Source organism: Brevibacillus thermoruber 423 (assembly GCF_000454065.1).
Taxonomy (GTDB): Bacteria; Bacillota; Bacilli; order Brevibacillales; family Brevibacillaceae; genus Brevibacillus; species Brevibacillus thermoruber.
This window is the reverse complement of record NZ_KE695654.1, coordinates 69,341-81,839: the sequence shown is the minus strand read 5'-3', so window position 1 is coordinate 81,839 and position 12,499 is coordinate 69,341. Positions and strand designations below refer to the sequence as shown.

The 12,499-nt window shown below is 56.3% G+C and carries 14 protein-coding genes; 9 read left to right on the top strand and 5 right to left on the bottom strand.

The window, feature by feature from the left end:
• Nucleotides 1-76: 76 nt before the first annotated feature.
• The 3 genes from M516_RS0119820 to M516_RS0119810 all read left to right on the top strand — a co-directional run bounded on the left by M516_RS0119820 (nucleotide 77) and on the right by M516_RS0119810 (nucleotide 2,484).
• Nucleotides 77-784: an HAD family hydrolase gene (locus M516_RS0119820; protein ID WP_029100657.1), complete on the top strand. Its 708-nt coding sequence runs from the start codon at nucleotides 77-79 to the stop codon at nucleotides 782-784.
• Nucleotides 785-867: 83 nt separating this feature from the next.
• Nucleotides 868-1,731 (top strand): polyamine aminopropyltransferase, encoded by an 864-nt coding sequence (gene speE, locus M516_RS0119815; RefSeq protein WP_029100656.1) that lies wholly within the window; start codon nucleotides 868-870, stop codon nucleotides 1,729-1,731.
• A 288-nt stretch (nucleotides 1,732-2,019) separates the two neighbouring features.
• On the top strand, nucleotides 2,020-2,484 hold the full coding sequence (locus M516_RS0119810) for an aminoacyl-tRNA deacylase (protein ID WP_029100655.1): 465 nt from the start codon (nucleotides 2,020-2,022) through the stop codon (nucleotides 2,482-2,484).
• Between the two features lie 65 nt (nucleotides 2,485-2,549).
• Here M516_RS0119810 and M516_RS0119805 read toward each other — a convergent pair whose 3' ends face one another.
• The 3 genes from M516_RS0119805 to M516_RS0119795 form a co-directional block, all read right to left on the bottom strand.
• On the bottom strand, nucleotides 2,550-3,434 hold the full coding sequence (locus tag M516_RS0119805; RefSeq protein ID WP_029100654.1) for a YitT family protein: 885 nt from the start codon (nucleotides 3,432-3,434) through the stop codon (nucleotides 2,550-2,552).
• Nucleotides 3,435-3,583: 149 nt separating this feature from the next.
• Nucleotides 3,584-4,471, bottom strand: a complete 888-nt coding sequence (locus M516_RS24025; protein ID WP_051188313.1) for a GNAT family N-acetyltransferase — start codon at nucleotides 4,469-4,471, stop codon at nucleotides 3,584-3,586.
• A 26-nt stretch (nucleotides 4,472-4,497) separates the two neighbouring features.
• Complete coding sequence (locus M516_RS0119795; protein WP_035290377.1) at nucleotides 4,498-5,172, bottom strand: phosphopantothenoylcysteine decarboxylase domain-containing protein; 675 nt, start codon at nucleotides 5,170-5,172, stop codon at nucleotides 4,498-4,500.
• Between the two features lie 212 nt (nucleotides 5,173-5,384).
• Between M516_RS0119795 and M516_RS0119790 the strand changes: the two genes are divergently transcribed.
• Both M516_RS0119790 and M516_RS0119785 read left to right on the top strand, forming a co-directional pair.
• Complete coding sequence (locus tag M516_RS0119790; protein WP_029100652.1) at nucleotides 5,385-6,140, top strand: DUF2087 domain-containing protein; 756 nt, start codon at nucleotides 5,385-5,387, stop codon at nucleotides 6,138-6,140.
• A gap of 25 nt (nucleotides 6,141-6,165) precedes the next feature.
• Nucleotides 6,166-6,507 carry a GIY-YIG nuclease family protein gene (locus M516_RS0119785; protein WP_029100651.1) on the top strand — a complete coding sequence of 114 codons (342 nt, stop codon included), beginning with the start codon at nucleotides 6,166-6,168 and terminating at the stop codon, nucleotides 6,505-6,507.
• A gap of 173 nt (nucleotides 6,508-6,680) precedes the next feature.
• Here M516_RS0119785 and M516_RS0119780 read toward each other — a convergent pair whose 3' ends face one another.
• Complete coding sequence (locus M516_RS0119780; RefSeq protein ID WP_029100650.1) at nucleotides 6,681-8,012, bottom strand: glycoside hydrolase family 10-like protein; 1,332 nt, start codon at nucleotides 8,010-8,012, stop codon at nucleotides 6,681-6,683.
• Nucleotides 8,013-8,416: 404 nt separating this feature from the next.
• Between M516_RS0119780 and M516_RS0119775 the strand changes: the two genes are divergently transcribed.
• The 3 genes from M516_RS0119775 to M516_RS0119765 all read left to right on the top strand — a co-directional run bounded on the left by M516_RS0119775 (nucleotide 8,417) and on the right by M516_RS0119765 (nucleotide 10,559).
• Complete coding sequence (locus M516_RS0119775) at nucleotides 8,417-9,058, top strand: futalosine hydrolase (protein ID WP_152523456.1); 642 nt, start codon at nucleotides 8,417-8,419, stop codon at nucleotides 9,056-9,058.
• A complete protein-coding gene (locus M516_RS0119770; RefSeq protein ID WP_029100648.1) occupies nucleotides 9,055-9,885 on the top strand; it encodes a 1,4-dihydroxy-6-naphtoate synthase in 831 nt (276 codons plus the stop codon). The genes M516_RS0119775 and M516_RS0119770 overlap by 4 nt, the downstream gene beginning before the upstream one ends.
• 203 nt (nucleotides 9,886-10,088) lie before the next feature.
• Nucleotides 10,089-10,559 carry a GNAT family N-acetyltransferase gene (locus tag M516_RS0119765; RefSeq protein ID WP_035290374.1) on the top strand — a complete coding sequence of 157 codons (471 nt, stop codon included), beginning with the start codon at nucleotides 10,089-10,091 and terminating at the stop codon, nucleotides 10,557-10,559.
• 453 nt (nucleotides 10,560-11,012) lie between these two features.
• Here M516_RS0119765 and M516_RS0119755 read toward each other — a convergent pair whose 3' ends face one another.
• Nucleotides 11,013-11,597 carry a LysE family transporter gene (locus tag M516_RS0119755; protein ID WP_029100646.1) on the bottom strand — a complete coding sequence of 195 codons (585 nt, stop codon included), beginning with the start codon at nucleotides 11,595-11,597 and terminating at the stop codon, nucleotides 11,013-11,015.
• Between the two features lie 77 nt (nucleotides 11,598-11,674).
• Here M516_RS0119755 and M516_RS0119750 point away from each other — a divergent pair, with 77 nt between their 5' ends.
• Complete coding sequence (locus tag M516_RS0119750) at nucleotides 11,675-12,271, top strand: helix-turn-helix domain-containing protein (protein WP_416358692.1); 597 nt, start codon at nucleotides 11,675-11,677, stop codon at nucleotides 12,269-12,271.
• The last annotated feature ends 228 nt before the right edge of the window (nucleotides 12,272-12,499 follow it).

Sequence of the window (12,499 nt, the reverse complement as noted above, 5' to 3'; positions counted from 1 at the left end):
ACAATGGGTAAGATGGGGGCCGTTTTTTTGCGCGAAACCGGCGCGTCGACGAAACTGGTGCAAAGGAGGAGGGGCCATGCCGGGCTTTCACCTGATCTTGTTTGATTTGGATGACACGTTGTTTGATTTCTCGGCTTGCTGGGAAAAGGGCATGCGGCAGACGATCACATCCCACCCGCTGACGGCCGGGCTTGACCCGGACGCCGTGTACGAGGCGCTGCGGCGGCACAGCGACGCCTTGTGGGCGGACATCCGGGAGAAGCGGATCAACTTTGACCAACTGCGCCGCCTGCGGCTGTCGCGCACCCTCGCCGAATTTGGGCGCCGTGCGGAGGCGGATCGGCTGGACGACTTTCAGGAGCGGTATGCGGCCGCCTGCATGGACGCCGTCGTTCCCGACCGCGCCGTTCAGTCGCTGCTGATGCGGCTCAAGGAACGGTATACCCTGGCGATTGTCACCAACGGACCCGCGAACATGGCCGTTGAAAAAATCGAGCGCCTGGGGCTCGCACCTCTCTTTCCTGCGGAGAGGGTGTTCGTCTCCGAGCAGATTGGCTGGCACAAGCCGGACCCGCGCATTTTTGCGGCCGTGCTTGAGCGCTTGGGGGCTTCTCCGGCGGAGGCGCTGTTTGTCGGGGACAACTGGACGGCCGACATCGCCGGGGCGATGGATGCGGGCCTCTCGGCGGTTTGGCTGAATCCCGCCGGAGTGCCGCCTGCTGCGGATCACAAGCCCCTCGCCGTGATCAAACGGCTGGAAGAGCTCTGGGAAATCGTCGCCTGACTGCCGCATCTCCCACATTCTTGAAAACAGACGGATTTTTCGATAGGGTGATAATGATTCTATTGTTTTCAGGAGGGTGAGAAATGAACGTATTGCCCAAGTTTGTTCAAAACAGCGCCGGAGCGTGCTGGCTGACCGAGAACGAACGGGAGAACCTGATGATCCGTTACCGGATTCGCGAGGTGATTCACGAGGAACAATCGGCGTTTCAGCATGTGATGATTCTGGACTCCTACGATTTTGGCCGGATGCTTGTATTGGACGGAGTTGTGCAAACGACATCAATGGACGGATTTATTTACAATGAGATGATTGCCCATGTGCCGCTGGCGTTTCATCCCCGGCCGCGCTGCGTTCTGGTGATTGGCGGGGGAGATTGCGGGGCGGCCCGCGAAGTGTGCAAATACCCGGAAGTGGAACAGATTGATCTGGTGGAGATTGACGAACGCGTCGTGCAGGTGTGCAAACAGCATCTGCCCGAAGTGTCGGGCGGCCTGTCGGATCCCCGCGTCCGTTTCCTGTACCGGGACGGGGTGGAGTTTGTCCGCGACCTGGAAGAGACGTACGACGTGATCATCGTCGATTCGTCCGATCCCGTCGGCCCGGCGGAGCAGTTGTTTTCCTTTTCGTTTTACCAGCATGTGCATCGGGCGCTGAAACCGGACGGCCTGATGGTCTGCCAGAGCCAGTCCCCCATCTTTCACGCCGATGTGATGGGGCAGACGTACCGCAACATCGGCCGATTGTTTCCGGTCACCCGCATGTACACGGCAGTCGTGCCCACGTACCCGGGAGGCTTGTGGAGCTTTACCCTCGGTTCGAAGAAGTACGATCAGCCGGTGGCCGGGCGCGTGTCCGGAAAGGATACCAAGTATGTCGACGAAGGAATCATCCATCAGTGTTTTCACCTGCCGGTCTTTATAAAGCAAGCGATAGGAGAGGGATAGTCCCTCTCCTTTGTTATTCGTTGCCCCCTCTTGTTGTTGGAAAAAGTGGGTTTCCCGCTTTCCCCCGCCCAACTGGCATGATGGAAAGACATGGGGGGAACGGCTGTCGATACAAAGCCCCAATATTTCAGTCGACAACGAAGAAGCCATCATGCAGATGGTAAAAATCTTGCCGCTATACATTAGCCTCCCACGGAACTGCCTTGCGAATGCTCATGCTGCCATATCCTTTTTTAGTTGTCATTTCTCTAAAAGTATAGAAAAGTTACCATAGAAAGGAGAGTGTCTATGGAACGCGTGAAAAGGTTGTTGGATGAACAAGGTCTGCCCTATGAATTGATCCCGCACGATCAACCCATCCGCTCGGCACGGGAGGGAGCATCCCTGTTGGGCATCGAGATCGGACAGACGGCGCCCGCGCTAATACTTGAAACGGACAAGGGCCATGTCGCGCTGATCGTTTCCGGCAAGCGCGGCCGGCTGGACTTCGCGCAGATGGCCCCGCTGCTGGGCTTCCGGCAGTTGAAGATGGCCGGCGCCACAGAGGTCAAACGGATCACCGGATACGAACCGGGGAGCGTTCCCCTGGTGGGACACGACCTGCCGGTGGTCCTGGACGACGAGCTGTTTTCCTACCCGTTTGTCTACGGCGGAGCGGGCGATCCGCTCTGGACGCTGAAGCTGTCTCCGCAGGCATTGGAACAGGCGAGCCGGGTGGTGGCGAGGCTGCCGCGGGAGACGGGCGGCAAATAGAATACAAGACGGCAAAAAAAACGTGCTTCCTCTGCACGAGGCGGCACGTTTTTCCAGTCGAATGGTTAGTGAATATCCCTCTTTTTAAACTGCCCGCCGCGGACGTCGTGAATGTTGCCGACGGCGAGAAATGCGCCGGGGTCCACTTCCTCGACGATCAGCTTCAGCTTGGCTTCCTCCAGGCGGGTGATGATGCAGAACACCACTTTTTTATCGTCGCCGGTATACCCGCCTTCTCCGCTCAGGTACGTCACGCCGCGTCCCAGCCGGGCGACGATGGCGTCCCCGATCTCCTTGTAGTTGTCGCTGATGATCCAGACCGATTTGGAGCCTTCGAACCCTTCGATGGTCAGATCGATCATCTTAAAGGCGATGTAGTAGGCCATCAGCGAATACATGGCGCGATCCCAGCCGAACACGAAGCCGGCGCTTCCGAGAATAAACACGTTGAAGAACATGACGATCTCACCGACAGAAAACGGTGTCTTTTTGTTGAACAGGATCGCCACAATCTCCGTGCCGTCCAACGATCCTCCGTAGCGGATGACCAAGCCCACACCAATGCCGAGAATGATGCCGCCAAATACGGCTGCCAGGAGCGGGTCTTCCGTCAACGGACGAACGTCGTGCAGCATCGTGGTTCCCACCGACATAGCTGTAACGCCCAACAGCGTTGAAATTGCAAACGTTTTTCCGATCTGTTTGTAGCCGACGATCAGAAACGGCAGATTGAGCAGGAACAGGAACAACCCGAGCGTCCAGCCTGTCAAGTGGGACAAGATGATGGATATCCCGACAATTCCACCGTCAATGATGTGATTTGGGACCAGAAAGATTTCCAGCCCGACGGAGACGAGGCCCGATCCGATCAGGATGAACAGCGCCCTCTTGAGCAATTTGCCGAGGGTCAATTTTTTGTGAGTGGCCTGTTGTTTCAACGTTTCTTCCATTCATTCCCCTCCCAGTTTTTTATCTTATTTTTTATTATATCATTGACTGTCCATTGTCTTGTGTATTTTCAGGTATGTTCAGAATTGCAAAAACAAACGGAGGGGGCACGGAAGGCTTCGCTGCCCGTTGGAGAAACAGGCTGCGGCGATTAAAAGGAAGCGGTGACCGGCAGCATGAAACACTCGCGCTCCAGCTCAAAACGCCCTCTCGCCATCAGCCAGGCCCTCGTCTCCAGCGCGACGGGTTCCCATCCGACGAGATCAAAGCGGTCCGGATGAAAGTGAACAGCGATGCGTGAAACAGGAGCGGGAAGGCGGGAGCAGAGTTCCTCCACGGGCGGCAGACTTTCCCCGATGACGTCGTACAGATGCAGCGTTTCGCCTTTCGTCTCCCAGACGACCAGCAGGTTCAGGTCGTCGATGAAGAATGCCTTTTGCTGAAACGCGGGGTTGTACATGTGCAGGAAAAAGGAAGACCCGTGGGAGAGCGGCGCAAACAGACGCGAAACGGGCGTATGGCGCTGAAACAGCATCCGCGCCCGCTGCACATCGTCGTCGGCGAAAAAGTCCCACTTTCTCGCCAGGCGGTTTTCCTGCTTGGGAACATGCCTGATCGGCGCTACAGCATAATGCTGCCGCACCTCCCGAAACCCGAACCGGCGATACAAGTCCGGCGTCGCTGTGAACAGCAGAGCGGTTTCCCATTCGCTGTCGATTTCCTCCAGCATCCGCACAAACAGCCGCTTCATCAGCCCCGCTCCCCGGTAGTCCGGGTGGGTCATCACCGACTGGATGCCGGCCGCCTCACGCCGTGTTCCCTGAATGAAGAGGGGCATGGAGAAAAAGGACGTGTTGGCCACGGCCCGTTCCCCGTCAAAAAAGGTGTAAGAACGATAGGTGGGATTCCAAAAGCCCCGTGCATGAAAATCCCTCAGCGTATCCACCGGAATCCGAAAGACCGTTTCGAACAGGGGGTACAACCGTTCCCGCCTGGCGTCGCCAGCAGAAAAGCCGGAATGGAAGGCAAGCGATTTCATCGCATCTCATCCTTTCTCGCGCCGCATCACATCAGCCGCTCCAGCATCTCGAGCAGCCCTTTGGCAGTCTCGCGTTTATCGGTATATGTCCGCACGTCGCCCGATCGGGAGACAATGTAGTGAAGCGTTTCTTCCGAATGAAGGGAGGAAGAGGCATTGGCGACCACGACATCCGCCTGCCAGCTCGTCATCCGCTCGTTGGCGCGGGCGAGAAGGTACTCCTCGTCTGCCGTGTGCTCCAGTTTAAACCCGACCAGCACCAGGTCGGACTTCCATTTCTTGATCGCGGTGATGATTTTGTCCGCCTTTCGAAAGTGAACAACCGGCGGCTGGTCGCTGGGAATTTTGCCAAGCCGGTCAACGATCCGGCCTTCCTGATCGACGATCTTCTCCACTACCCAATCGGATACCGCCGCTGCCATGATGACGGCACGGACAGGTTCCGTTTCCAGCAAGCGTCTGATCTTTTCGCGCAGGTCGGCGACTCCCTCAAACGGCTGTACGCGCAGCCGGTGATGACGCTCCGGCACCCGGGCAAAATAGCCGTGCAGATACGTGACGTCCGCTCCCCGCGCCAATGCCTGCTCAGCCAGATAACACCCGATGGTCCCTTTTGCCAAATTGGTATGTCCCCGGACCTGGTCCCACCTTTCGACCGTTCCCCCGCTGGTGATGAGTATCTGTTTTCCTTCCAGTGCCATCGGCAGTCCCCCTTTTGTGCCTGTTCCTTGTTCATTTCATCGCACCCGGCCCAATCCCTTCCGGTCACCCCCAAGTTTCTGGTGGGGCAGGAAAGCGCTGCGCTCCCTTTTTCCGTCAGCCCTCGGATGGCTACAGGTGTACCTTGACAAATTATAGACAAACGAATAAAATGTCTACAAAAATATAAACAAAACAAGGGTGTGTTTGTGTGATTGGCGTATCGGAACTGTTTTGGAACGCCTCGTTGGAGGAATTGAAGCGCGGGTACATTCAACAGGACGATCATGTCGTATGCCTGCTCTGCGGCAAGCGACTGGAGAAAGGCGTCGTCTATCCCGCTGACGGCGTTTTTTATGAAGCGGAGCGGTATATGCGCGTCCACATCGAACAGGCGCATCAGTCGGTGTTTGACTACCTGATCCGGCTGGACAAAAAGCTCACCGGCCTGACGGACCATCAAAACCGTCTGCTGCGCCTGTTTTACCAGGGGAAAAGCGACGCGGACGTGCAGAAGGAGCTGGGCATCGGCAGCGCCTCCACGATCCGGAATCACCGCTTTGCCTTGAAGGAGAAGGAGCGTCAGGCCAAGGTGTTTTTGACGATGATGGAGCTGTTGAAGGAACGGGATAAGCACGCGCCGGCCTTCCTGGACGTTCATCAGACCGCCAGAATGGTGGACGATCGTTACAATGTGACGCTGGACGAGTACGACAAGATTCTGAAGAAGTACTTCCCGGCAGGCACGGACGGGCCGCTGAAGACCTTCGCGTTGAAGGAAAAGCACAGGCTGGTGGTGCTGCGGGAAATCGCCAAGCGGTTTCAGCCTGAGCGCATCTACACGGAAACGGAAGTCAATCAGATTTTGCAGGCGGTGTATGACGATTACGTCACCGTCAGACGGTATTTGATCGAATACGGGTTTCTGGATCGAAAGGACGACGGCAGCCAGTACTGGCTGAAAGCGTGATTTTGAGGGAAAGGAAGAAAAATCGATGGATCGACGAGCGGAACTGAAACAACTGTACAAGGAAATGAAGACCGAAGCGGGCGTCTACCGGATTGTCAACCGACAAAACGGGAAGGTGTTCATCGGCAGCACCATGAACCTGAAGACCGTAAACGGCACGCGGTTCCAGTTGAAATTCGGCAGCCACAAAAACAGCAAGCTGCAGCAGGAGTGGAACGCATACGGAGAAGACGCCTTTGACATTGAGGTGGTGGAGCGCCTGGAAGTGAAAGAGGACAAATACGCGGAGGCCAAGGACGCGCTGAAAAAGCTGGAGGAAAAATGGCTGGAACAGCTTCAGCCGTTTGGCGAACGGGGCTATCATTAGTGGGCGGTCAGCGAAATCGTTTCCATCACAGAAACAAGGATCGTTGCGGGACGTCCGCAGCGATCCTTGTTGATTTTCTGCAGGTTTTCTACAGGCGTACGTTTGCGTGTCAGCAGAGCGGCCGGCTGCCGATGACGTGAAAACCCGCCGCTCGTCCGGCTGCCGGCTCGCTGTTACTGGGTGTGCGCCGCATAGTACTGTTTCAGGCTGGAACGTACCCCTGCCGTATTGTTCAGCAAGGTTTTGGCGCTGAAAAAGATGCTGCCTTTTACCTGGGGATACCCCTTGTTGAATTGGAGCTGCTTGATCAGCGCATCGCTGGTCGCCCAGTCGGTCGTGTTGCTGCCCACCCGGTACGCGGCGTGGCCGATGTAGAGTTTGACGGGGGTGCCGTTTGTTTCCGCCGCCCACCAGTGGACGAGCTTGTCGTAGGCGGCCGGCTTGTACCCGATGCTCCAGTAGAGCTGAGGCGCCACGTAATCGAGCCAGCCGCTACGGATCCACGTGCGGACGTCCGCGTACAGGTTGTCGTAGGAGCTTTGGCCGTTCGTGTCCGACCCGGTGGGGTCGTCCTTCGCATTGCGCCAGATGCCGAACGGGCTGATTCCGAACTCCACCTGCGGTTTTACGCGTTTGATCGACTGGTACAGGTCCCGGACGAAGGTGTTGATGTTGTCGCGGCGCCAATCGCCTTTGTTCGCAAATCTCCCCTGATTGTAGGCGGCAAACGTCGCATCGTCCGTAAACGCTTCCTTCCCGTACGGATAAAAATAATCGTCCAGGTGAACGCCGTCGACATCGTACTTGTTCACCACTTCCAGAATGGTGGCGATCACGTGCTGTCTCACTTCCGGAATGCCCGGGTTGAAGATCAGCTGGTTGTTGTGGGGTACGACCCAATTCGGATGCTGCCGGGCGGGGTGCTGCGCCGCCAGTTTTCCTGGATCCTTGCTCGTGCTGGCCCGGAACGGGTTGAACCACGCGTGAAACGCCATGCCGCGCTTATGCGTTTCTTCGATCATGAAGGCGAGCGGATCGTAGCCCGGATGTTTTCCCTGCGTGCCGGTCAGCCATCTGGACCAGGGAACGAGGGCGGACGGATAGATCGCGTCCGATTCCGATCTCACCTGGACGATGATGGCGTTCATCCCGGTCGCTTTCAGCTCGTCCAGCATGCGTATGTATTCTTGTTTTTGCGCGTCGATGCTCAGGCCCGGCTTCGACGGCCAGTCGATGTTGTACACCGTGCTCACCCATGCGGCACGCATTTCCTGCTGGGGCTGGTTCACAGGGGCGGTGCTCCCCTCGGCACCGGCGTTCGGATTGACGGCAGGAAGCGGAGCTGTTCCATTGACGATGTCCGGCGGGGCTGTCGGGGGAATCGATTGGCCGACGGAAGCGTTGGCGGCCGCCCCCGTGCTTGTCTGCGGCTGAGCTGCCGATGCGACCGGCTGCAGCCCAAACAGCAAGAGGAGCAGACTCATCAGCAAGCGGTATCGTTTCAATTCGCAATCCTCCTTATTGAGTGAAAAATGTCCCAATACTCACGATACTACGTAGATGGCAAGCAGTCTACCAATCTAGTAGACGTTTGAGAGAAACATTCGTTGCTTGCGGTCTGCAAAAAACGGAAAAGATGGGTCATGTGTCCCATGCCGCCACTTTCCTTGTTCGGCAAATGCTCCCTGGAAGCGCTTGTTGGGGGTGACGGTTCCGCTGGTCGAGCACATCGTTTTTCCGCAAACAACTTTACAGGAAGACCAGATAGCGATAACGTTGAGGAAGAGTGTGAACGTGCAGCCGGTTGGAAGGCCATACGGACAATGAATGAGGAGAGATCAGCGAGATGAAGATGGATCCGCAAACGGGATCGCCCGACGGCATCAGCCCCGAACGGCGGAAAGCGGTCATGCGCGTGCTCGTGATGACCGCTGTTCCGGCAGAGAGAGACGCGGTCTTGCGTGGACTGCGCGGCGACAGCCGGTTTGACGTGCTGGCGGGGGGCGTCGGCGTGGCGGCGGCGGCAGCCAGTACGGCGCGGGCCTTGGCCGCTGCCGAGTACGACCTGGTCGTGTCTGCCGGCATTGGCGGCGGCTTTACGGAACAGGCGGAAGTGGGCTCCCTGGTGGTGGCGAACGAGATCATCGCCGCCGACCTGGGGGCGGAGACCCCGGACGGTTTCTTGAGCGTGGACGAGCTGGGGTTCGGTTCCGCCCGCATCCAGGTCGACCCTGGTTGGGCGGCCCGTGTGACCGCGGCGCTGCGCGATGCCGGGCTGCCCGTCAGCACCGGCCCCGTCCTGACGGTATCGACCGTGACGGGCACCGCCGAGACCGCCCGTGAATTGGGCGCGCGGGTGCCGGGGGCGGCCGCCGAAGCGATGGAGGGCTATGGCGTGGCTGTCGCCGCCCGTCAATGCGGCCTCCCCGTCCTGGAGGTCCGTGCCGTTTCCAACCCGGTCGGACCGCGTGACCGTGCGTCCTGGCGCATCGCGGAGGCGCTGAACGCATTGGAAGCAGCAAGCTCAGTATTCCTGGAGGTGCTACGATGAGAATTGCCTTTTCTCCTTGCCCCAACGACACGTTTGTATTTCACGCCTGGGTACACGGCCTGATCCCCGGCGCGCCAAAGCTGGATGTCACGTACGCCGACATCGACATTACCAATGGCCTGGCAGCCGCACCCAACGGGCCGGACGTGCTCAAAATCTCGTATGCGGCCCTGCCGTGGGTGCTCTCCGAGTACGCGCTGCTGCCGTGCGGAGGGGCGTTGGGCAGAGGCTGCGGACCGCTGGTGCTGACCAAGACCGGCAGCAACGATCCGGCGGTTTTGACTGGTCGTCGGGTGGCGGTCCCCAGCGAACGCTCAACCGCCTACCTCCTGTTCCGCCTGTGGGCCGCCCGGAACGTGCCGGGAGGCGTTGGCGACATCGTGGTGATGCCCTTTCACGAAATCATGCCGGCGGTCCGCGACGGCTCGATCGACGCCGGACTGGTCATCCACGAGGCGCGCTTCACGTACCCCTCGTACGGACTTACCCTGCTGGCCGACATGGGAAGCTGGTGGGAAGAAGACACCGGCCTGCCGATTCCGCTGGGGGCGATCATCGCCCGCCGTTCGCTCGATCTGAAGGCCATCGCCGGCTGGACCCGCGCGTCGGTCGAATACGCATGGGCCCACCCGGAGGCGTCGCGTGAGTACGTACTGCACCACGCGCAAGAGATGGACCCCGAAGTAGCGAAAGCGCACGTCAACCTGTACGTGAACGAGTTCACCGCCGATTTGGGCGAAGAAGGGTACGCGGCGGTCACCGCGCTGCTCACGCGGGCAGCGGCGGAAGGGCTTGTGCCGGAGGTGGACCCGGCTGCGCTGCGGTGACATGGCTGGCGAATCATGCGATGCAGACGCAAAAAAGGGGCTTCCGGCCCCTTTTTTTGCGTCTGGACTTGCTGAACTCTCCCAATAAAGAGAGGGGATAAAGAGGGTTTTGGCAAACGCTGCCGAAACCATTAGCGGATCAATCATGCCGGATCGAGGTGTGTGCATTGGATAGCGATGTGAAATTGGAAGAAGTAACATCCATGGAAGAACACATTGACCAGCTTTCGGAACTTCTCGTACAGGTGGTAGAGGATGGGGCGTCCATTGGTTTTCTCCCGCCGCTGAAACGTTCGGAAGCGAAAGAATATTGGGAAACCGTATTAAAACCTGACGTGATTTTATATGCAGCGAAAGTGAACCATGAGATCGTCGGAAGCGTCCAACTGCATCTATGCACCAAACCGAACGGTCTTCACCGGGCGGAAATCGCAAAACTAATGACGCATCCGAATGTCAGACGCCAGGGCATTGGCCGTTCCCTCATGCAAAAAGCGGAAGAACGGGCAAAACAGGAAGGCCGTTCGCTTTTGGTTCTCGACACAAGAGAAGGAGATCCGTCCAATTACCTCTACACGTCGATCGGTTTTGTCGAAGCGGGACGAATCCCTCGCTATGCCCAATCAGCAAACGGGGAACTCCACGCAACCGTTATTTACTATAAGTTGTTGTAAGGCAGCCGTCGAAATCGAGTTTGCTCTCTGTTGCCATCTCGGCAGGGGCAGGCTGCCTCACGTGACAGGGATTCATTGGACGCAAACGGAATAGTTCTTTTTGTGAAGGCTATCAGGCGAGCAATCCGTTGTCACAACAGGAGTGGAAGGCAGGAACTGTGTTACGGATTCGTTGCGAGTACAAATTTCTTGGGGGTATGGTTTGACAAGCATAACAGGCGCATGAAACATTGGGAGAAAATCGCAAAAGTCTGGCATTCCCGCGTTCCGGAAAGGTTCAAGGAATGGAAAGAGATAGAAGGCTTTTTGATGGCACTGGTTTGACCGTGGAGTCTGCACGTGGATGACATGGGACTCCCCGCAGCGCTGAGCCTGGTTGGCAAGAAACCACGGTTCAGCGCTGCTTGTTGGTCGGGGGCCGGGTGTTCGAAAAGTCTTGGACGGGTACAGTATCTATTCGACAAATATGGAAACAGCGCTGTAAAGCAATAAGAGTCCCATGAATATACGGAAAGCTCTTTCGTATTTGGAGAGAATCTTTTGAAAGATTGCGCCAAAGATTGCCCAACAGGCGGTACCCAAAAAGCCTGCAAACGCAAGGAACAATGAAAAGAGAACCAGGCTGCTGTTCGAATGGTGAAAGGGGAGAACAAAAGTGGATATCGCCGTGATCCCGTACAACAGCACTTTTGGATTGACAAACTGCAAGACGAACCCTGCCAGGAACGAGTTTGATTTTTCGCTACCCTCTTTTTTTCCGCCGGGCTTGTTCATCATGATTTTCATGGCAAGGTACACCAGATACAGTCCCCCCAATATACTCATCACTTCCTTGATCTTGGGGATGAAACTGTACAAAAAGAGATTGAAGTAACTGCTCAACAGCGAGATGACGGCAATCCCGGCGGTTACACCAAAAATGAACCTGAGCGACTTCCTGAAACCGTACTTGTTCGCATACGCCATGGCCATCATGTTGTTCGGACCTGGTGTAAACGAGGTGACAAAAACATACAGCAAAAACGGAACCAATGGCATGTCTGACCGACTCCTTTGTGGGTTATAATGGGGGAAACGTTCGTTATAACGTATGTTGTTCGTTATGATTATACAACATGTTCGTTATAAAGCACAATGGGGGTGTAATATTCGTGGACAACATCAATGCTGTGCTTGCGGAAAACCTGAAAACCCTGCGGGCAAACAGGAAGCTGAGTTTGGACAAGGTCGCCGAATTGACAGGGGTCAGCAAAACGATGCTGAGCCAAATTGAACGGGGAGAATCCAATCCAACGATTCATACCGTATGGAAAATCGCCACTGGCTTGAAAATTTCATTCACGGCCCTGATCAACCAACCCCAACCCGACACGGTTGTCGTTACAAAACATGACATTCAAACCTTGCAAGAAGATAATGGGAAATACCGGCTGTATCCCTTTTTTCCTTTTGATGAGGGCAGGCGCTTTGAAATGTATGCCGTGGAGATTGACAAGGGGGGGTATTTAAGTGCCGATCCGCACGGTGCGGGAACCGAGGAATTTATCACCGTATTTGATGGTGAGCTGACGATCCGAGTGAATAACGAGGAATATACCGTAAAAACCGGGGAGTCCATTCGATTCAGGGCAGATCGGCCTCATGTTTATCACAATTCAGGTGATTCCTTAACGCGCATGAGCATGGTCATATACTATCCTGACAGTGTCTGATGTGGTCAAGGTGTGGTCAAATCCTTTTTCCCTTTCCCAAAATCATAGCAATAAAAACGAAAACCCTTGATAGACAAGGGTTTTCCGTTCTATTTCAATGTCAGCAGCCTCACGCTCTCCACATGTGTTGGGTAGACAGTACGAACAAAGAACGTTGTGTCCCCAATCAAATGAAAGGACTGCATACCTTGTGTAGTATGCAGTCCACCTTAAAAAATGGTGCAAGTA

Coding starts and splice junctions, on each gene's coding strand:
- M516_RS0119820 (WP_029100657.1), top strand. CDS start 77: ATGCCGGGCTTTCACCTGATCTTGTTTGATTTGGATGACACGTTGTTT.
- speE (WP_029100656.1), top strand. CDS start 868: ATGAACGTATTGCCCAAGTTTGTTCAAAACAGCGCCGGAGCGTGCTGG.
- M516_RS0119810 (WP_029100655.1), top strand. CDS start 2,020: ATGGAACGCGTGAAAAGGTTGTTGGATGAACAAGGTCTGCCCTATGAA.
- M516_RS0119805 (WP_029100654.1), bottom strand. CDS start 3,434: ATGGAAGAAACGTTGAAACAACAGGCCACTCACAAAAAATTGACCCTC.
- M516_RS24025 (WP_051188313.1), bottom strand. CDS start 4,471: ATGAAATCGCTTGCCTTCCATTCCGGCTTTTCTGCTGGCGACGCCAGG.
- M516_RS0119795 (WP_035290377.1), bottom strand. CDS start 5,172: ATGGCACTGGAAGGAAAACAGATACTCATCACCAGCGGGGGAACGGTC.
- M516_RS0119785 (WP_029100651.1), top strand. CDS start 6,166: ATGGATCGACGAGCGGAACTGAAACAACTGTACAAGGAAATGAAGACC.
- M516_RS0119775 (WP_152523456.1), top strand. CDS start 8,417: ATGCGCGTGCTCGTGATGACCGCTGTTCCGGCAGAGAGAGACGCGGTC.
- M516_RS0119770 (WP_029100648.1), top strand. CDS start 9,055: ATGAGAATTGCCTTTTCTCCTTGCCCCAACGACACGTTTGTATTTCAC.
- M516_RS0119765 (WP_035290374.1), top strand. CDS start 10,089: ATGGAAGAACACATTGACCAGCTTTCGGAACTTCTCGTACAGGTGGTA.
- M516_RS0119755 (WP_029100646.1), bottom strand. CDS start 11,597: ATGCCATTGGTTCCGTTTTTGCTGTATGTTTTTGTCACCTCGTTTACA.
- M516_RS0119750 (WP_416358692.1), top strand. CDS start 11,675: ATGTTCGTTATAAAGCACAATGGGGGTGTAATATTCGTGGACAACATC.